At 36.1% G+C, this 17268-nt stretch carries 21 protein-coding genes and 1 tRNA gene; 17 read left to right on the forward strand and 5 right to left on the reverse strand.

The window, feature by feature from the left end:
* Positions 1–67 precede the first annotated feature (67 nt).
* From asnS to MG292_RS02000, 5 genes are all read left to right on the forward strand, one after another.
* Positions 68–1501, forward strand: a complete 1434-nt coding sequence (gene asnS / locus MG292_RS01980) for an asparagine--tRNA ligase (protein WP_264534368.1) — start codon at positions 68–70, stop codon at positions 1499–1501.
* 82 nt (positions 1502–1583) lie between these two features.
* Positions 1584–3050, forward strand: coding sequence for an RNA polymerase factor sigma-54 (gene rpoN / locus MG292_RS01985; protein WP_264534367.1), 1467 nt, complete (start codon positions 1584–1586; stop codon positions 3048–3050).
* A 68-nt stretch (positions 3051–3118) separates the two neighbouring features.
* Positions 3119–3292 carry a hypothetical protein gene (locus MG292_RS01990; RefSeq protein ID WP_264534366.1) on the forward strand — a complete coding sequence of 58 codons (174 nt, stop codon included), beginning with the start codon at positions 3119–3121 and terminating at the stop codon, positions 3290–3292.
* 166 nt (positions 3293–3458) lie between these two features.
* The gene (locus MG292_RS01995; protein ID WP_264534365.1) at positions 3459–3890 is read left to right on the forward strand and encodes a zeta toxin family protein; all 432 of its coding nucleotides are present in this window, start codon (positions 3459–3461) and stop codon (positions 3888–3890) included.
* Between the two features lie 149 nt (positions 3891–4039).
* A complete protein-coding gene (locus tag MG292_RS02000; RefSeq protein ID WP_264534364.1) occupies positions 4040–4708 on the forward strand; it encodes a DUF4919 domain-containing protein in 669 nt (222 codons plus the stop codon).
* A 69-nt stretch (positions 4709–4777) separates the two neighbouring features.
* On the opposite strand, the gene MG292_RS02005 is transcribed toward MG292_RS02000, so the two are convergent.
* Positions 4778–5368 carry a thymidine kinase gene (locus MG292_RS02005; RefSeq protein ID WP_264534363.1) on the reverse strand — a complete coding sequence of 197 codons (591 nt, stop codon included), beginning with the start codon at positions 5366–5368 and terminating at the stop codon, positions 4778–4780.
* A 194-nt stretch (positions 5369–5562) separates the two neighbouring features.
* Between MG292_RS02005 and MG292_RS02010 the strand changes: the two genes are divergently transcribed.
* From MG292_RS02010 to MG292_RS02050, 9 genes are all read left to right on the forward strand, one after another.
* Positions 5563–6489: a hypothetical protein gene (locus tag MG292_RS02010; RefSeq protein ID WP_264534362.1), complete on the forward strand. Its 927-nt coding sequence runs from the start codon at positions 5563–5565 to the stop codon at positions 6487–6489.
* Positions 6490–6516: 27 nt separating this feature from the next.
* Positions 6517–7221 carry a 16S rRNA (cytidine(1402)-2'-O)-methyltransferase gene (gene rsmI / locus MG292_RS02015; RefSeq protein ID WP_264534361.1) on the forward strand — a complete coding sequence of 235 codons (705 nt, stop codon included), beginning with the start codon at positions 6517–6519 and terminating at the stop codon, positions 7219–7221.
* A complete protein-coding gene (locus MG292_RS02020; RefSeq protein ID WP_264534360.1) occupies positions 7218–7655 on the forward strand; it encodes a hypothetical protein in 438 nt (145 codons plus the stop codon). The genes rsmI and MG292_RS02020 overlap by 4 nt, the downstream gene beginning before the upstream one ends.
* 34 nt (positions 7656–7689) lie before the next feature.
* Positions 7690–8034, forward strand: coding sequence for a HopJ type III effector protein (locus tag MG292_RS02025; RefSeq protein ID WP_264534359.1), 345 nt, complete (start codon positions 7690–7692; stop codon positions 8032–8034).
* 19 nt (positions 8035–8053) lie between these two features.
* Positions 8054–9742: a single-stranded-DNA-specific exonuclease RecJ gene (gene recJ / locus MG292_RS02030; RefSeq protein ID WP_264534358.1), complete on the forward strand. Its 1689-nt coding sequence runs from the start codon at positions 8054–8056 to the stop codon at positions 9740–9742.
* Entirely contained in the window at positions 9742–11013 is a 1272-nt protein-coding gene (locus MG292_RS02035; RefSeq protein ID WP_264534357.1) for an MFS transporter, read from the forward strand. Before recJ ends, MG292_RS02035 begins: the two co-directional genes overlap by 1 nt.
* Positions 11014–11090: 77 nt before the next feature.
* Positions 11091–11804: a hypothetical protein gene (locus MG292_RS02040; RefSeq protein WP_264534356.1), complete on the forward strand. Its 714-nt coding sequence runs from the start codon at positions 11091–11093 to the stop codon at positions 11802–11804.
* Between the two features lie 23 nt (positions 11805–11827).
* Entirely contained in the window at positions 11828–12187 is a 360-nt protein-coding gene (locus tag MG292_RS02045; protein WP_264534355.1) for a DUF2200 domain-containing protein, read from the forward strand.
* Positions 12188–12189: 2 nt separating this feature from the next.
* Positions 12190–12804, forward strand: coding sequence for an FMN-binding negative transcriptional regulator (locus MG292_RS02050; RefSeq protein WP_264534354.1), 615 nt, complete (start codon positions 12190–12192; stop codon positions 12802–12804).
* Between the two features lie 40 nt (positions 12805–12844).
* Here MG292_RS02050 and MG292_RS02055 read toward each other — a convergent pair whose 3' ends face one another.
* From MG292_RS02055 to MG292_RS02070, 4 genes are read right to left on the reverse strand one after another with little or no spacing between them, the layout of a single operon-like run.
* Positions 12845–13600 carry a UDP-2,3-diacylglucosamine diphosphatase gene (locus tag MG292_RS02055; RefSeq protein WP_264534353.1) on the reverse strand — a complete coding sequence of 252 codons (756 nt, stop codon included), beginning with the start codon at positions 13598–13600 and terminating at the stop codon, positions 12845–12847.
* A 10-nt stretch (positions 13601–13610) separates the two neighbouring features.
* A complete protein-coding gene (locus MG292_RS02060; RefSeq protein ID WP_264534352.1) occupies positions 13611–14063 on the reverse strand; it encodes a 6-pyruvoyl trahydropterin synthase family protein in 453 nt (150 codons plus the stop codon).
* A 34-nt stretch (positions 14064–14097) separates the two neighbouring features.
* Entirely contained in the window at positions 14098–14265 is a 168-nt protein-coding gene (locus tag MG292_RS02065; RefSeq protein WP_264534351.1) for a hypothetical protein, read from the reverse strand.
* 9 nt (positions 14266–14274) lie between these two features.
* Positions 14275–15042, reverse strand: a complete 768-nt coding sequence (locus MG292_RS02070; RefSeq protein WP_264534350.1) for an enoyl-CoA hydratase/isomerase family protein — start codon at positions 15040–15042, stop codon at positions 14275–14277.
* 126 nt (positions 15043–15168) lie between these two features.
* Between MG292_RS02070 and MG292_RS02075 the strand changes: the two genes are divergently transcribed.
* The 3 genes from MG292_RS02075 (at position 15169) to MG292_RS02085 (ending at position 17240) form a co-directional block, all read left to right on the forward strand.
* A tRNA-Ala gene (locus tag MG292_RS02075) sits at positions 15169–15242 on the forward strand.
* A gap of 82 nt (positions 15243–15324) precedes the next feature.
* Positions 15325–16686 carry a DNA repair protein RadA gene (gene radA / locus MG292_RS02080; protein WP_264534349.1) on the forward strand — a complete coding sequence of 454 codons (1362 nt, stop codon included), beginning with the start codon at positions 15325–15327 and terminating at the stop codon, positions 16684–16686.
* Between the two features lie 143 nt (positions 16687–16829).
* Complete coding sequence (locus MG292_RS02085) at positions 16830–17240, forward strand: hypothetical protein (RefSeq protein WP_264534348.1); 411 nt, start codon at positions 16830–16832, stop codon at positions 17238–17240.
* The last annotated feature ends 28 nt before the right edge of the window (positions 17241–17268 follow it).

Here is a 17268-nt window from a genome sequence, read left to right on the forward strand (position 1 = left end):
ATAAAAAAACAAAAACAATTATATTTGCAGCTTACTAAAGGCAATTTTTAATATCAATACCATAAAAATGAAACATACAAAAGTTAAAGACTTACTAAACAGTACAACGACACTTCATGAAGTAAATGCAAAAGGATGGGTAAGAACTTTTAGAAACAATCAATTTATTGCGTTGAACGATGGTTCGACTATCAACAATATTCAGTGTGTGGTAGATTTTGAAAACACACCTGAAGAAACCTTAAAAAGAATTACAACAGGAGCAGCTGTTTCGGTTACAGGAAGTCTAGTAGAAAGCAAAGGCGCTGGACAGCAATATGAAATTCAGGTTTCAAAATTGGAAATTTTAGGTGATTCGGATGCAGAGAAATTCCCGATGCAACCCAAAAAACACTCCTTAGAATTCTTGCGCGAAAACGCACATTTAAGAGTTCGAACCAATGCTTTTGGTGCTATTATGCGTGTGCGTTCGGTATTGGCACATGCGGTTCATACCTATTTTCAAGAAAAAGGATTTGTGTATGTAAATACGCCAATCATTACTGGTTCGGATGCAGAAGGCGCTGGAGAAATGTTTAAAGTAACCGCCTTGCCTTTTGACAACACACCTAGAACCGAGGAAGGAAAAGTAGATTACAAAAAAGATTTTTTTGGAAAAGAAACTAACTTGACCGTTTCGGGACAATTAGAAGGAGAAACCTTTGCGATGGCTTTGGGCCAAATTTATACTTTTGGACCTACTTTTAGAGCCGAAAATTCAAATACTTCTCGCCACTTGGCTGAATTCTGGATGATTGAACCTGAAGTAGCGTTCAATGATTTGGATGACAATATGGACTTGGCTGAAGATTTTATTCAGTATGTAATCAAATACACGATGGACAAATGTCCAGATGATTTGAAATTCTTGGAAAGTCGTTTGTTGGACGAAGAAAAACAAAAACCACAGGCAGAACGCAGCGAAATGACCCTATTGGAAAAACTAAACTTTGTTTTAGAAAACAATTTCAAACGCGTTTCATACACCGAAGCTATTGAAATTTTAAGAGAATCTACTCCCAATAAAAAGAAAAAATTCAGTTATATCATTGACGAATGGGGTGCCGATTTACAATCAGAACACGAGCGTTATTTGGTTGAAAAACACTTTAAATGTCCAGTGATTTTATTTGATTATCCAGCGAATATTAAAGCGTTTTACATGCGTTTGAATGAAGACGGAAAAACGGTTCGTGCGATGGACATCCTTTTCCCAGGTATTGGAGAAATTGTAGGGGGTTCGCAACGTGAAGAACGATACGATGTCTTGGTCGAAAAAATGAAAGCATTGGGTATTGACGAAGAAGAATTATGGTGGTATTTAGATACCCGCAGATTTGGTTCAGCGGTACACTCTGGTTTCGGACTTGGATTTGAGCGTTTGGTATTATTCGTAACGGGTATGACAAACATTCGTGACGTAATTCCTTTCCCAAGAACGCCGATGAATGCGGAATTTTAAAAATCTGTTTCAGGTTTCAGGTTTCAAGTTGTAGCAAGTTAAACAACCTGAAACTTAAAACTTGAAACTTGAAACTAACAAAATGCTAAAGCAATTTCTAAATCTCAAATTATCCCAGAAACTATCTCCTCAACAAATTCAGTTGATGAAGTTAATTCAGTTACCTACGCAAGCCTTTGAGCAACGGTTATTGGAAGAGATGAACGAAAACCCAGCACTCGAAGCAGGAAAAGAAGAAGAGGAATATGTAAAAGACGAATTTGAAACGGAAGATTACGACGATTTTGATGATGCCGAATCAGAACGCATCGATGCAGATGAAATCAATATTGACGATTATTTAAGCGACGATGATACTCCGGACTACAAAACTCAAACGAATAATTACAGTGATGACGATGAAGACTACGATATTCCTTTTGCTGCACCGATTAGTTTTCACCAAGATTTAATCAACCAACTCAATACGTTTATTCTTAGCGAATCCGATAGAGAAATCGCAGAATTCCTTGTGGGAAGTATTGACGACATGGGATACATCCGCAGAAGTATTCCAGATATTGTCGATGATTTGGCTTTTACACAAGCCGTTTACACCGATGAAAAAACGGTAGAACGCCTCTTGCACGTGATTCACGAATTAGAGCCTTCTGGTGTGGGCGCGCGCGATTTACAAGAATGTTTGTTGTTACAACTCAAACACAAAACTCCAACGGAATACATCGAATTGGCCACAGATATTATCGAAAACCAATTTGATGCTTTTACCAAAAAACATTACGACAAGCTCTTACAGAAATATAATGTTTCTAACGACCAACTGAAAAAAGCGATTCACGAAATTGAAAAACTGAATCCAAAACCAGGAGGTTCTTTTACAGGAAACACTAAAGTAACCGAGAACATTGTGCCTGATTTTGCCATCCGAATTGTAGAAGGTAAATTGGAATTGAGTTTGAATGGTAGAAATGCCCCTACTTTACACGTTTCTAGAGATTACCAAGAAATGTTGCAAACCTACAAAGAATCCAAAGACAAATCGACTCAACAAAAAGAAGCGGTACAATTTATCAAACAGAAATTGGATTCGGCTAAATGGTTCATCGATGCGATTCGCCAACGCCAAGAAACCCTTTTTGTGACCATGAATGCGATTATGCATTATCAAGAAGATTTCTTTTTAGAAGGGGATGAAACCAAGTTAAAACCGATGATTTTAAAAGACATCGCTGACATAGTAGGTTTGGATATTTCGACTATTTCCCGGGTTGCCAATAGTAAATATGTAGAAACACCTTATGGGACCAAACTTATCAAAGAGTTTTTCTCTGAAGCGATGAAAAACGACCAAGGCGAAGATGTTTCTACCCTAGAAATCAAAAAGATTTTACAAAACGTAATTGAAGAAGAAGACAAACACAAACCACTCCCAGACGATCAATTGGCTGAAATTTTAAAAGAAAAAGGCTACCCCATTGCCCGTAGAACCATTGCAAAATATAGAGAACAACTCGATATTCCAGTGGCGAGAATGAGGAAGAAAATGTAGTTTAACATCTTATTCCATTTTAAAACATAAAAAAATACTAACTTTGTTTTTCTAATTTTTTAAAAAACATGAAACCATTATTGTTGTCAAATCACGAACCATCAGACAAAGAGCTCGTTGACTTAATGAAAGATGTACTGGTTGATGTAAAGAAAAAAGCAAAAATTGCCACTATCAATTTCAAAAAACTACAAAAAAATGAAATTATAGCAGCAAAAAAACGCTTTAAAACTATATTCTAACTATGGAATATAAACCAACCCTTATCGTTGTTGCTGGACCAAATGGATCTGGAAAAACTTCTATAACTTCCCAAATTCTTAAACACGAGTGGATTAATGACTGCATTTACATCACCCTGACAACATTGCTCAAAATGAATTAGGAGATTGGAATAATCCAGAATATTTGTTAAAAGCAGCACAAATAGCAACACAAAGAAGAGAAGATTGCATTAAAAACAAACAGAGTTTTATATTTGAAACCGTTTTTTCTGCATCTGACAAAGTGGATTTCATTAAAAAAGCAATCGATCAAGGTTTCTTTGTCCGATTTTTCTTTGTTGGTACATCACATCCTGCAATTAATGCTAACCGTATTACCCATCGAGTATTAGAAGGAGGACATGATGTCCCAATAACAAAAATTATTTCACGTTATATAAAATCCATTTCACATTGTACTGTAATTGCTGGATTTGTAGATCGTCTTTATGTTTATGACAATTCTGAAGACTATAAGTCTGCTAAATTACTTTTTAGATCAAGCAAGGGTAAAATCACTAAAAAATACAGTAAAATAGACGATTGGGCTATTCCTATTTTTAAAACTTTAAAATAAAAGGCTACCCTATTGCCCGAAGAACCATTCAAAAATAAAGAGAACAACTCGATATTCCAGTGGCGAGAATGAGGAAGAAGATGTAGACCTATTCTAAATTTTATTAAAAAAAAGAATTATATTTACTCAAAATTTAACCCCCCGTAATCATGAAAAATCTTATCCCAATCATCTTATTTCTAACACCATTTTCTGTTTTTTCTCAAAAATTAGAGTTTGCTCCTCCTAAATATGAATCTATTGAAACGGAAATTAAAAATCAGAAATCAAAATTTTATTACCCTATATTACTCGATAAATTAATCACAAACGATAGTACACTTACTGTTGAAGACTACTACTATTTATACTATGGTTTTGTGTTTCAAAAAGAATATAAGCCATATGCAAGAAATACTGTTGAAGAAAAATTAACAAAATACTTTCAAAAACCTGAAATTGATTCAAAAGATTATGATATAATTATTCAAATAATTTCTGAATCAATAAATTTACTCCCTTTTGATTTAAGACAACTAAATATGTTGGCTTACGTATACCATTTAAAAGGAGATGAAATTATGGCAAAAAAAATATCAACTCGATTTCATCGTATTCTTGAAACTATACTTGCTTCAGGGGATGGCGAAAAATGCGAAACAGGATTTCATGTAATATACATTCAAGATGAATATGTTATTTTGAATTTCTTTCAAATGAGACCTATTTCCCAATCATTAATTGGAAACTGCGATTACCAATCGTTTGAGAAAGGTAAATATAAAAAAGAAGGTATGTACTTCAATATTCAAAAAATGTTCGAAAGTGGAATTCGCTAACTCATATTATTTATTTTATATTTCAAACTAATACTATAAGTTAATTTTCTATATGAATTTGAAGAGTAATTATTGCTCTTCATTTTTTTTCATGGCATGAAAATAAGCCGCTCTACTTAAAGGCTCATACTCTTCGGTTTCGCCAAGTAGCACTAATTTATCATTATCGGTTTTTCTAAAGCTGTAATTGGCTAAATTTCCTGTACGCGTACAGACTGCGTGGACTTTGGTCACATACTCGGCAGTTGCCATTAAGGCTGGCATAGGACCGAAAGGATTTCCTTTAAAATCCATATCCAATCCTGCTACAATCACACGAATCCCTCGATTTGCCAAGTCATTGCAAACGCGTACAATCTCATCATCAAAAAACTGGGCTTCATCAATCCCTACCACATCACAACCTTGTGCTAAAATCGCAATATTGGCAGCAGCCGGAACAGGTGTAGAACGAATTTCGTTCGAGTCGTGAGACACTACCATTTCGTCATGATAACGGGTATCTACAGCTGGTTTGAAAATCTCAACTTTTTGCTTAGCAAATTGAGCCCGTTTCAAACGGCGAATCAATTCCTCTGTTTTACCCGAAAACATGGAGCCGCAAATGACTTCGATCCAACCAAATTGTTCTTTATGATTTACTGTATTTTCGAGAAACATGCTGTAGTTGTATAACTTAAAAAATGAATCGTTTTTATTCTTTTGTAAGGGTATAAATTGATGATAAAATTTTATACTTTTACGTGTTTCCAAATGTAAAAAAAATTTCCAAAGGACTGCCCCTAGTTTATCGAAATAAAAACAAAAAAAGCAACACGCAAACGAAACAACTGACATCGTATAATTTACAACAAATGAGAAAGAGATTAGAAGCCGATTTAATCAGCATTGCACACCGAATTTTACAATTAAAGAACAAATCTGACATCAATCAATTGTATCTGGAAACGCAAAAATTATATGAAAAACTAGCGTTGTTGCGTTTGGTTGACGACCACTTTGGTGATAGCAAACCTACCATTGGACAAGCAGCAATAGACGAAAAAATTGAAGCGGCTTTTGAAGCTATTGACAATGAAGTTCCTGTAACAGTAACTATGGAAGAAATTCACATTCCCGAAACGCAAGCGACTCCTGAGTTAATTTCGGAAGAAGAACAAGAAGAGGAAGAGCAAGAAGAACTCATTGAAACGGAAGAGCCTCTTTTTGAAGAAGAAGAAGTAGTAGCCGCTTTAGATGAGGAAACGGAAGAAGAAGAAGAAGAAGAAGAAGAAGAAATCGAAGCGCCATTCATACCTGCTTTTGAATTAGAAAAAGAGGAAGAATCTATCGAAGAAACACCTAAACAAGAAGCGGTTGAAATTTCTTTCGAAGAATTGATTGGTGGCAATTTTAGTGAAGACCTTTTTGTAAAAGTAGAAAGCAATTCGTTTGAAACTCCGATTGAAGAAGAACCAGAAGTAGCTGATGCTCCTTCTCTAACTCTTGACGAAATCGAACTTCCTGAAGAAGTAGCAGAACCAAAATCAGCAACACTTAACGAAAAATTAGCCAAAGGAATTCAAATCGATTTGAATGATCGTATCGCCTTTACGAAACATCTTTTTGGGAATGACCCTGAAGATTACAACCGTGTATTAAACCAATTAATTACGTTTAATACGTATTATGAAACCCGTGATTTCATCAGAGATATGGTGAAACCAGATTATAATAATTGGGAAGGAAAAGAAGAATACGAAGCACGTTTTATGGAAATTATTGAGAAAAAATTCTTGTAATTACCTAATTAATTGAACTCGCACCGAATGTCAAAATTATATATCGTTCCAACGCCTATTGGCAACCTCGAAGACATGACTTTTCGTGCTATTCGCATATTGAAAGAAGTGGATTTAATTCTTGCCGAAGACACCCGTACGAGTGGAAAATTATTGAAACATTTTGAGATTAGCACCCACATGCACAGCCACCACATGCACAATGAACACAAAACGGTGGAGAATGTCATTGCGAGATTACAAGCGGGAGAAACCATCGCATTGATTTCGGATGCAGGAACGCCTGCTATTTCAGATCCTGGCTTTTTATTGACACGCGCCTGTATTGAAAACGGTGTTGAAGTAGAATGTTTGCCTGGCGCCACGGCTTTTGTTCCTGCCTTGGTCAATAGCGGTTTACCTAACGACAAATTCATTTTTGAAGGTTTTTTGCCTGACAAAAAAGGAAGACAAACTCGTTATTTGGCTTTGGCCGAAGAAACCCGTACGATGATTTTGTATGTTTCGCCACACAAATTAGTAAAAACGTTGGCTGAATTTTGCACTTATTTTGGCGAAGACCGCCCCGTTTCGGTTTCAAGAGAATTATCCAAACTCCACGAAGAAAATGTCAGAGGTACAGTTAGAGAAGTATTGACTCATTTCGAAAAAACAGCTCCAAGAGGCGAAATCGTAGTGATTGTGGGAGGAAAACCAATAGTGAAAGAAGCGAAGAAAAATAAAATTGCATGAAAAAATTAAGATTATTGGGAAGTCTCTTAATACTTTTTCTTACCTCTTGTGATCCATATAGAGGCGCATTTATTGCAAACAGTAGTGAAGAAAAAATAATTGTAAATATTAAATACAATAAACAAAATGAAGAAATTAAGAGTTATAAACAAATTCATAATGGGTTTGAAAATTTTGTAAATTTTATACAAGAATATAATGGTTCAAAGGGAAATTTAATTGCAATTGATTCTACTAATTTTATTGCAACTTTTGAACTAAATCAAAGAGACACATTAGAAATTTGGGGAGGAATTCGACAATCAAATGATTTTGAAGAAATTGAAGAAGTCAATATCTATCCAAATAAAATAAAAAAGACAATAAAAGGAGAAGATATTCATAATATTTTTTTTGAAAGAAATCAGGGCTTTTATATTTACACCATTAAATAAATTAATCTATTATAAAAATTAAATTAATGTAAAAATGACTATAAACGCCTTTTTAGAAAAACTAAAACAAACACCCGAAGCCATTACTTTTGCAGAGACTATTGCAGCAATTGAAAGCAATTACGAATTTAGGCCTACTGCTTTTCAGAATGGAAACCAACACAATGGAGCAGGAGAAAATTCTGGTTCTTGCAAAGTATTTGCTTTCGCCAAAATTCAGCAATTGACCCAAGCGGAAACGTTAGCTTGCTTTGGCGGGTATTATTTTGACGAAGTTTTGAGCGACCCACAAGGAACCAACCACCAAAACATTCGCAATTTTATGCAATCAGGTTGGGACGGAATTCAATTTGAAGGAGAAGCGTTGACATTGAAATAAACCCAAATCCCAAATCACTATGCGTTGGACTATCAAACCAAAACCCCCGAAAGAACAAATTCAACAACTCGCCCAAGAGCTCAATGTTGATTCTTTAATTGCTGCTTTGTTGCTCCAACGCGGGATTACCACTTTTGACCAAGCCAAAACTTTCTTTCGCCCATCGTTAGATCATCTCCACGACCCCTACCTGATGAAAGATATGGATTTGGCTGTCAACCGAATCGAACAAGCCATTGCCAACCAAGAAAATATTTTAGTTTTTGGCGATTATGACGTGGACGGAACCACAGCAGTATCTTTGGTTTCTTCCTATTTAAAAAGTGTTTATCCCAATATTGCGACTTATATTCCAGACCGCTATGCCGAAGGGTACGGAATTTCATTTCAAGGCATTGACTTTGCCGAAGACAATGGTTTTTCGTTGATTATTGCTTTGGACTGCGGAATCAAATCCATTGATCATGTGACCTACGCCAAAGAAAAAAATATCGATTTTATCATTTGCGACCACCACAGACCGGGAGATTCCTTACCTGAGGCTATCGCTATTCTTGATCCAAAAAGAGACGATTGCACCTACCCTTACGACGAATTGTGCGGTTGCGGCGTGGGTTTCAAATTGATTCAGGCGTTGAGTCAAAATCGGAATCAAACTATAGACGATTTAATTCCGTATTTGGATTTAGTCGCCACAGCCATCGCAGCCGATATTGTTCCCATAACTGGTGAAAACAGAGTATTAGCGCATTTTGGCTTACAAGTGATTAATCAAGCACCGCGACCTGGAATTCAAGCGCTGATTCAACAAATAAAAAAACAAACACTCACCATAACCGATGTCGTTTTTGTCATTGCACCGCGAATTAACGCAGCGGGACGCATCAAACACGGGAATCAAGCAGTAGCACTGTTGACCGAATTTAATTTGGCTCAAGCCCAACAATTTGCCAAAGAAATTGAAGACTACAATTCGGAACGCAAAGGTTTAGACCAACAAATCACCCAAGAAGCGTTATTACAAATCGAAGAAAATCAAGAACAAGAGCGTTTTACAACAGTAGTTTTTCAAGAGAATTGGCACAAAGGTGTCATTGGAATTGTTGCTTCTCGACTGACTGAAACCTACTATCGACCAACTCTGGTTTTTACCCAAAGCGGCGACAACTATGCGGCTTCAGCACGTTCTGTAAGAGGTTTTGACGTGTACAATGCACTCGAAGCTTGTTCTGAACATTTGGAGCAATTTGGCGGACATAAATATGCTGCAGGAATGACTTTGAAAGCAGAGAATTACGAAGCTTTCAAAAATGCCTTTGAAAAAGTAGTACAAGAAACCATTGATTTTGAATTGCTCACTCCTGAACTTGAGGTAGATGCCGAAATCAATTTTTTAGAAATTACCCCAAAACTTGTTCGGATTTTAAAACAATTTGAGCCTTTTGGCCCACACAATATGACACCCGTTTTTGTAACTCAAAATGTCATCGACACAGGTTATCCAAAATTCATGGGCACTAATCAAGAACACATGCGCCTTTTTGTCAAACAAAATAATTCGGAAGGATTTGCTGCCATTGGTTTTAACCTAGCCCATAAAAAAGATTTGGTCGCCAATAGAAACCCCTTTCAAATGGCGTACTGCATTGATGAAAACGAATGGAATGGTCAATTAAGCCTACAACTCCGACTAAAAGATATTCAATAATGAAGCCAAAAAACGACCCTTACGAAGCCTTACGATACCGCGAATTCAATGTGTTTTTAATCTTGCGATTTGCCATGGTGTTTGCCTGGTCGATGCAATTTGTTGTGATTGAATGGCAAGTCTATAGCTTGACCAAAAGTGCCTTGTCCCTAGGAATTATTGGGTTAATGGAAATTATTCCTGCCGTTTCGATGGCGCTTTTTGCTGGACATATTGTCGATCAAAACGAGAAAAAAGGAATGCTTCTAAAATGTATTTTAGGATTTTTAACGATTAGTCTGGGATTGTTTTTACTGACTTGGCCTGTCATCGTTAGTGGTTGGTCAACCTATGCGGTATTGTACAGTATTTATTTCTTGGTGTTTTTAGGAGGACTAGTCCGCTCTTTTTTAGGACCAACCGTTTTCTCTTTAATGTCGCAAATTGTTCCTAAAAAAGCTTATTCCAATGCGGCCACTTGGAGCAGTTCGGTCTGGCAAATTGCTTCCGTTTTAGGACCTGCCATAGCAGGATTTTCTATTACCTGGATTGGTGTGCATTGGTCGATGTGTTCTGTAGTGGGTTTTGCTACTATCGCTTTGATTACCCTTTCAAAAATTGAATCCAAACCGATTTTGAATCCAAAAATTGGAGAACCCGTGATGCAAAGTTTGAAAGAAGGTGTAAAATTTGTGTTTCAAAATAAAACGATTTTAGGAGCTCTTTCGTTAGATATGATTGCGGTCTTGTTTGGAGGTGCTGTAGCGTTACTACCCATTTTTGCCCAAGATATTCTAAAAGTGGGTTCAGAAGGTTTTGGAATCTTGCGAGCCGCTCCTGCTATTGGGGCATTCTTAACGATGTTTGTATCGGCTTATGTGCCTTTGAATAAAAATGCAGGTATGAAATTGCTGGTTGCTATTTTCGCTTTCGGGGTTTGTATCATTGTCTTTGGATTGTCCACTATTTTCTGGTTATCTGTTTTTGCCTTGTTCATGAGCGGGGTGGTAGATGGGATTTCTGTGGTGATTCGTCAAACTATTTTACAATTGAAAACGCCTGACCATATGCGAGGGCGTGTAGCTGCTGTCAACTCTATTTTTGTGGGTTCATCTAACGAATTAGGGGCTTTTGAAAGTGGATTGACTGCTAAGTTAATGGGAACCGTAACCGCAGTCGTTTTTGGCGGAAGCATGACTCTTTTAACGGTCTTGATTACAGGAATTTCTTCGCCTACATTCCGAAAATTGGATTTAGAAAAAGACTTGGAAGAACATCGAAAAGAGGGATAGATTGATTTAAAATTAGTTGGAATGTAACATTTTGTAGAAAAAAATACTAATTGCACAATCTTAAAAAATTATTATTTATGAAATTTAATTTGGACCTTCCTGAAAAAGGAACTAAGAATTTATTTGTTTATTTATGTTTTTTATTAATTGCACTTATTGGTATTTTCTATGGTAATTCCATTAAAGCCGAATTTAAATTTCTACGTATTTGGGACACTTCAAATATTCTGTTGCTGCTTTTAGGAGTTCCTTTTTTATTTTTATTTGAACGTTTGCACATTCCAAATTTTTGGGAGAATAAAATTGCAATCAAACACAAGCTATATCTTCCAATCGCAATTGGTGCTGTTTTCGGCTTACTTGACATTTTTGTGATAAAAGTTTTAATGCATCCAGAGCCTTATTCATCTCTTCCTCCCTACTTACAGCCTTTTCCCTATTCTTTCTTTTTATTTTTTTCAGGCGCATTAGAAATTGAAGTTTTTTATAGATTAATTCCGATATCACTTATCTTATTACTCTCTTTAGTTATAAAAAAGAATAGCTATTCCAATTATTTCTTTTGGATTGCTGCAGTATTGACTGCAATTAGAGAACCTTTAGAGCAATTACCATCAGAGGGTACTTTTCTCATAATATATTCTTTATTTACGGGTTTTCTAATGAACATTTTACAAGTAATTTACTTCAAAAAATATGGCTTTTTAAGCTGTCTTTTTATTCGACTTGGGCATTATCTGTTTTGGCATATTCTTTTAGGTGTCTATGTTGAATTTTTTGAACTAGTTTAGGATTTATAATTATTAAGAATACTATGCCAACAACCCCTGAACACAACGAGCGAATTGCTAAAATGACTTTTGCTTCAGTCTATCCGCTTTATCTTGCAAAAGTAGAACGAAAAGGCAGAACCAAAGAAGAATTGCATCAAGTAATTACTTGGCTGACGGGATTTGACGACACTACACTCTTCCAACTCATGGATGAAAAAGTGACTTTCAAAACCTTTTTTGAAAGAGCGCAGTTGAACCCAAAAGCCCAATTAATTACAGGAACTATTTGTGGTTACAAAATTGAAGAAATTGAAAACGCCTTGACACAACAAGTGCGGTATTTGGATAAGTTAGTCGATGAACTAGCAAAAGGTAAAAAATTAGATAAAATTTTAAGATAACAATGCATATTCCAAAAATAAACCTGATAACAGATAAAAATGAAATGATTTCATTTATGAAACAATTCAGTTTTGCAACTATCATTACTGTCAAAGATGAACTTCCTATTGCAACCCATCTCCCATTTGTAGTAAAAGAAAAAGAGGGCAATATTCTACTTTCGTCTCATTTTAACAAAGCAAATGAGCAATGGAAAACTATTGAAAACAGCAAAATTTTAGTTATTTTTAGTGAGCCACATGCTTATATCTCTCCTACAAATTACGACACCCTTTTAAGTGTTCCTACCTGGAACTACATTTCTATTCATGCTTACGGTAAAGGAAAAATACTGACCAAAAAAGCAGAGGTCATAAAATCACTTGAAGATAGCATTGATAATTACGAAATTTCATTCAGAGAGCAATGGGATAATTTTCCTGAGGATTATAAATTAAAAATGTCAAATGGGGTAGTTGCATTTGAGATATTAGTTTCTAATTTGCAAGGAAATAAAAAATTAAGTCAGAATAAATCAGAGACCGAAAAGCAAAAAATTATTACTACACTATCAAAAAGTAATGATTTAAATGAAAAATTAATTGCAAAATACATGAAAAATATGAATAAGGCGTAACAAATTTTATTCTCATAAAATGGTATAAACCCACGTGAAATTATTCAAACTTTTTTATTTTAAAAGTATCTCCATCAAAAACACCGTAAGTAAAATAAGTAATCCAATCGCCTAAATTCACGTAGTCAGAGTTATTGCCTAAAGGAAAAACCATCGGTAAATGACGGTGTCCAAAAACAAGGTAATTGTAGTGCTTGGTTTCTAGTTTACGTTTGGAATACTGAATCAACCACTCGTTTTCTTCTCCCAAAAAAACTACATCTTCGGCACCCGAAATCAATTTGTTTTTCACCGAAAGGTATTGGGCTAAACCCACTCCCAAATCCGGATGCAACCAACGGAAAAACCATTTAGCCACTGGATTAGTAAACAGTTTCTTCATGCGTTTGTACCCTTTGTCACCAGGTCCTTTACCATCTCCATGGCCTATCAAAAAGGTTTTGTCACCAAAAGTAAATTCTTGATTGTCGCGATACACCTGTATATTGAGTTCTTTCTGAAAATAATCTTCCATCCACAAATCGTGGTTGCCCACAAAGAAATAAATAGGAATTCCGCTGTCACGAATTGCAGCCAATTTACCTAAAATACGTACAAATCCTTTTGGAACAACCGTTTTGTATTCAAACCAAAAATCAAACAAATCACCCAATAAAAAAATAGCTTCGGCATCTTGTTTTACCTCATCCAACCAAGCCACAAATTTTTGTTCCCTTGGGAAACTCAATTCGGCAGTTGGCGCTCCAAAATGCTGATCGGAAGCGAAATATATTTTTTTGTTATTGGCTAATGACATCTGTTTTGAATTACAAATTATCGCTGGCAAACCACTCTGCAAATGACGAATCGGTTTCTTGAAGCTTTAAAGAGAATAATTTGATGGAATCAGGTAATCTATTTTTGATGCGTTGGGCAAAATCAATCACCATATTTTCACTTGTAGGTTGGTAATCGACTAAAATCACATGATGCCCACGCGATTTCAATTCGTTAGCCAACTCAACATGAGGGGTAGTTTCATTAAAAACAGTAGCGTGATCAAACTGATCTACAATTTCTTCTTTCACAATTTTTTTCAAATCAGAAAAATCAATCACCATTCCAAATTTTACATCATTTCGATTCACAATAGGTTTACCAATCACCGTTACCGATAATTTATAACTGTGTCCGTGTACGTTTTTACATTTACCGTCATAGCCATATAAAGCGTGACCGGTTTCAAAACTAAATTGTTTGGTGATTCTAATATTGCTCATTCCATTGTGTATTTGACTGCAAACTTACAAATAATTAAGGGTTTTGGTCTCTTTTTTTGGCACGGATATACATCCAATACGCCAATCCTACTAAAATTAAAAAAGGAATAAAAGATCCTATCAAAACGCCAATTTGGTAATTCCCGTCTGGAGCTTGTTTGATTTTTTGGGCAATATTTACTTGTTGCAATACTACTAACATACTATTCTGCTATTTTTTAAAGGCTGCCAGGGCCGTTTTAGTTGCTTCAGAAACTGCTAATTTTCCAGTGATTGCAGCTCTTTCAACTAATAAAGTATCCCAATGTTCTGTTCCTTCCCAAAGCACTTTTTTCATGGCTGTTAGCGCTTCTGGATTATAGGTTGCGAGTTGGCGCGTGAATTCAGCAACCGCTTCGTCTAATTTTTCAATAGATTCAAAGGTATTGGCATACAACCCTTTTTCTTTGGCCCAAGCCGCTGATTTCCATTCTTGTGCAGTTAAAGACAATTCTGCTAAAGCCGTTTTTCCTATCTTTCTGGATACGGCAGGTTCTATCACAAAAGGTCCGATACCAATCGCTAATTCCGATAATTTTATGCTTGCTTCTTGAGTTGCCAAAACATAATCACAAGCTGCTGCAATGCCTACACCTCCTCCTACTGTTTTCCCTTGCACGCGACCTATAATAAGTTTTGGGCATTTTCGCATCGCATTGATCAAGTGAGCAAATCCTGAAAAGAAAGTTTTGCCTTCTGTTTCGTTGGTCACTGCAAGTAATTCATCAAAAGAAGCGCCAGCACAAAAAGTAGCCGTTCCTTGACTTTTTAAAACCACTACTGCCACGTCTGGGTTTTGTCCCAAAGTCTCGATAGTCTCAGTTAATTGATACAACAACTGTGCTGGAAAAGAATTACTAGCAGGATGTCCAAATTCAATCGTAGCAACTCTAGCATCGATAGAAATGGATATAGCCCCCTTCGAATTGTGTAATGCCATAGCAGAAATTTTAATGTAAAGTTAAAACTATTCTGTTAGTTTACTCTTTTTTTAAAAAGAATGGTGTGATTTTTTTCTACGATTAGGAATTTAAACTCAAATTAACCTATATTTGTTACCTACACTGGGGATGTAGCTCAGTTGGCTAGAGTGCTTGACTGGCAGTCAAGAGGTCGTGGGTTCGAGCCCCATCTTCTCCACAACACTAAAACTCCTTAAGAAATTAAGGAGTTTTTATGTATCTGTCTTGTCCTGAAAAAAATTGACTAAAAATTAAGAATTATGTCAAAAGTAAAAACCTCATTTTTCTGTCAAAACTGCGGTACGCAATATGCCAAATGGCAAGGGCAATGCAATGCCTGTAAAGAATGGAATACCATTGCCGAAGAAATTGTTCAGAAACAAGAAAAAGTAGCTTGGAAAAGCGAACCGAAAGTTGCTGGAAAAGCACCCAAACCTTTGCGAATCAATGAAATCGACTCTACTCAAGAAATTCGACTAGACACAACTGACAACGAACTCAATCGCGTTTTAGGGGGCGGTATTGTTCCTGGATCTTTGATTCTTTTAGGCGGTGAACCGGGTATTGGAAAAAGTACACTTTTGCTTCAAATTTCCCTCAGTTTACCTTATAAAACACTTTATGTTTCGGGTGAAGAAAGCCAAAAACAAATAAAAATGCGCGCGGAACGCATTACCCCAAACGGCGATAATTGTTACATCTTAACCGAGACAAAAACTCAAAATATATTCAAGCAAATTGAAGCCATTCAACCTGAAATTGTCATCATTGACTCCATTCAAACGCTTCACACTGATTATATCGAATCCACCCCAGGCAGTATTTCTCAAATTAGAGAAACTACAGCTGAGTTGATTAAATTTGCTAAAGAAACCAATATTCCTGTCATTTTAATTGGACATATTACCAAAGATGGTACCATAGCTGGGCCAAAGATTTTAGAACACATGGTTGATACCGTTTTGCAATTTGAAGGCGACCGAAATCATGTGTACCGCATTTTGCGTTCGCTAAAAAACCGATTTGGCTCTACTTCTGAAATTGGTATTTACGAAATGTTGGGCAGCGGCTTGCGCGAAGTGTCCAACCCATCTGAGATTTTGATTTCGCACAAAGATGAAGAATTATCAGGAACTGCTATTGCTACTACCTTAGAAGGCATGCGACCTTTGATGCTCGAAATACAAGCTTTAGTAAGCACCGCTGTATATGGAACACCCCAACGTAGCACGACGGGATACAATGCCAAAAGACTGAATATGATTTTGGCGGTTTTAGAAAAACGAGCTGGTTTCCGTTTAGGAGCCAAAGACGTTTTCTTAAACGTAACGGGCGGAATCTCTGTGGACGACCCCGCTATCGATTTAGCAGTTGTAGCGGCAATTTTGTCTTCCAATGAGGACATTCCTGTCAATAAAGATTTTTGTTTTGCTGGCGAAGTGGGTCTTTCAGGCGAAATTAGACCTGTGAACCGTGTGGATCAACGCATTCAAGAAGCGGAAAAATTAGGGTTTTCTACCATTTTTGTATCCAAGTACAACAAAATCGCATTGAAAAATCCCGGAATTAAAATTCGTCTAGTAGCTAAAATTGAAGATGTGGCAGGAGAATTATTTGGGTAAAAAACAAGACTTAATACAATTAAAAAGACTTATCTGCCTCATAGCAGAAAACGAATCGTTAATAGCACGTTAATTATTACCATGTTCTTTTTATTATTCTGTAACTTTAAGTAAAACAGTATTTTAACTTAAAACAATGAATCATGAAAAGACAAACTGGAATTTGGATTGACAGCTCAAAAGCTATTATTGTTAGCCTAAACGGCAAAAAAGAAAGTATTACCGAAATTGATTCGACCATTGAAAACAAATCCTATCCTAATCGTGAAGGAAACAAAGGTACATTTTCAGGAAGTCATCACAGTGCTAGCGAAACCCAATTGAATAATCGTAAGAAAGAACAAACCAATTACTTTATGGACTCTATAATTGATTATATCAAAAGATCGGATGAATTGTATGTGTTTGGTCCTGCAAGTGCTAAAACCGAATTAAAAAAAAGAATCCAAACGGAGAAAATTATTGCGCCAGATAAACTAAAAGGTGTTGACACCTCTGATAAATTAACCATCAATCAGATTGTAGCCAAGGTTCGGAATTTCTATGATCAGTAAAATCAAAAAGGCTTCATTGTATAAATGA

Source organism: Flavobacterium keumense (assembly GCF_029866485.1).
Taxonomy (GTDB): Bacteria; Bacteroidota; Bacteroidia; order Flavobacteriales; family Flavobacteriaceae; genus Flavobacterium; species Flavobacterium keumense.

What these genes read in the sequence shown, in the direction of transcription:
- asnS (WP_264534368.1), top strand. Translation starts at nt 68, where the DNA reads ATGAAACATACAAAAGTTAAAGACTTACTAAACAGTACAACGACACTT.
- rpoN (WP_264534367.1), top strand. Translation starts at nt 1,584, where the DNA reads ATGCTAAAGCAATTTCTAAATCTCAAATTATCCCAGAAACTATCTCCT.
- MG292_RS01990 (WP_264534366.1), top strand. Translation starts at nt 3,119, where the DNA reads ATGAAACCATTATTGTTGTCAAATCACGAACCATCAGACAAAGAGCTC.
- MG292_RS02000 (WP_264534364.1), top strand. Translation starts at nt 4,040, where the DNA reads ATGAAAAATCTTATCCCAATCATCTTATTTCTAACACCATTTTCTGTT.
- MG292_RS02005 (WP_264534363.1), bottom strand. Translation starts at nt 5,368, where the DNA reads ATGTTTCTCGAAAATACAGTAAATCATAAAGAACAATTTGGTTGGATC.
- MG292_RS02010 (WP_264534362.1), top strand. Translation starts at nt 5,563, where the DNA reads ATGAGAAAGAGATTAGAAGCCGATTTAATCAGCATTGCACACCGAATT.
- rsmI (WP_264534361.1), top strand. Translation starts at nt 6,517, where the DNA reads ATGTCAAAATTATATATCGTTCCAACGCCTATTGGCAACCTCGAAGAC.
- MG292_RS02020 (WP_264534360.1), top strand. Translation starts at nt 7,218, where the DNA reads ATGAAAAAATTAAGATTATTGGGAAGTCTCTTAATACTTTTTCTTACC.
- MG292_RS02025 (WP_264534359.1), top strand. Translation starts at nt 7,690, where the DNA reads ATGACTATAAACGCCTTTTTAGAAAAACTAAAACAAACACCCGAAGCC.
- recJ (WP_264534358.1), top strand. Translation starts at nt 8,054, where the DNA reads ATGCGTTGGACTATCAAACCAAAACCCCCGAAAGAACAAATTCAACAA.
- MG292_RS02035 (WP_264534357.1), top strand. Translation starts at nt 9,742, where the DNA reads ATGAAGCCAAAAAACGACCCTTACGAAGCCTTACGATACCGCGAATTC.
- MG292_RS02040 (WP_264534356.1), top strand. Translation starts at nt 11,091, where the DNA reads ATGAAATTTAATTTGGACCTTCCTGAAAAAGGAACTAAGAATTTATTT.
- MG292_RS02045 (WP_264534355.1), top strand. Translation starts at nt 11,828, where the DNA reads ATGCCAACAACCCCTGAACACAACGAGCGAATTGCTAAAATGACTTTT.
- MG292_RS02050 (WP_264534354.1), top strand. Translation starts at nt 12,190, where the DNA reads ATGCATATTCCAAAAATAAACCTGATAACAGATAAAAATGAAATGATT.
- MG292_RS02055 (WP_264534353.1), bottom strand. Translation starts at nt 13,600, where the DNA reads ATGTCATTAGCCAATAACAAAAAAATATATTTCGCTTCCGATCAGCAT.
- MG292_RS02060 (WP_264534352.1), bottom strand. Translation starts at nt 14,063, where the DNA reads ATGAGCAATATTAGAATCACCAAACAATTTAGTTTTGAAACCGGTCAC.
- MG292_RS02065 (WP_264534351.1), bottom strand. Translation starts at nt 14,265, where the DNA reads ATGTTAGTAGTATTGCAACAAGTAAATATTGCCCAAAAAATCAAACAA.
- MG292_RS02070 (WP_264534350.1), bottom strand. Translation starts at nt 15,042, where the DNA reads ATGGCATTACACAATTCGAAGGGGGCTATATCCATTTCTATCGATGCT.
- radA (WP_264534349.1), top strand. Translation starts at nt 15,325, where the DNA reads ATGTCAAAAGTAAAAACCTCATTTTTCTGTCAAAACTGCGGTACGCAA.
- MG292_RS02085 (WP_264534348.1), top strand. Translation starts at nt 16,830, where the DNA reads ATGAAAAGACAAACTGGAATTTGGATTGACAGCTCAAAAGCTATTATT.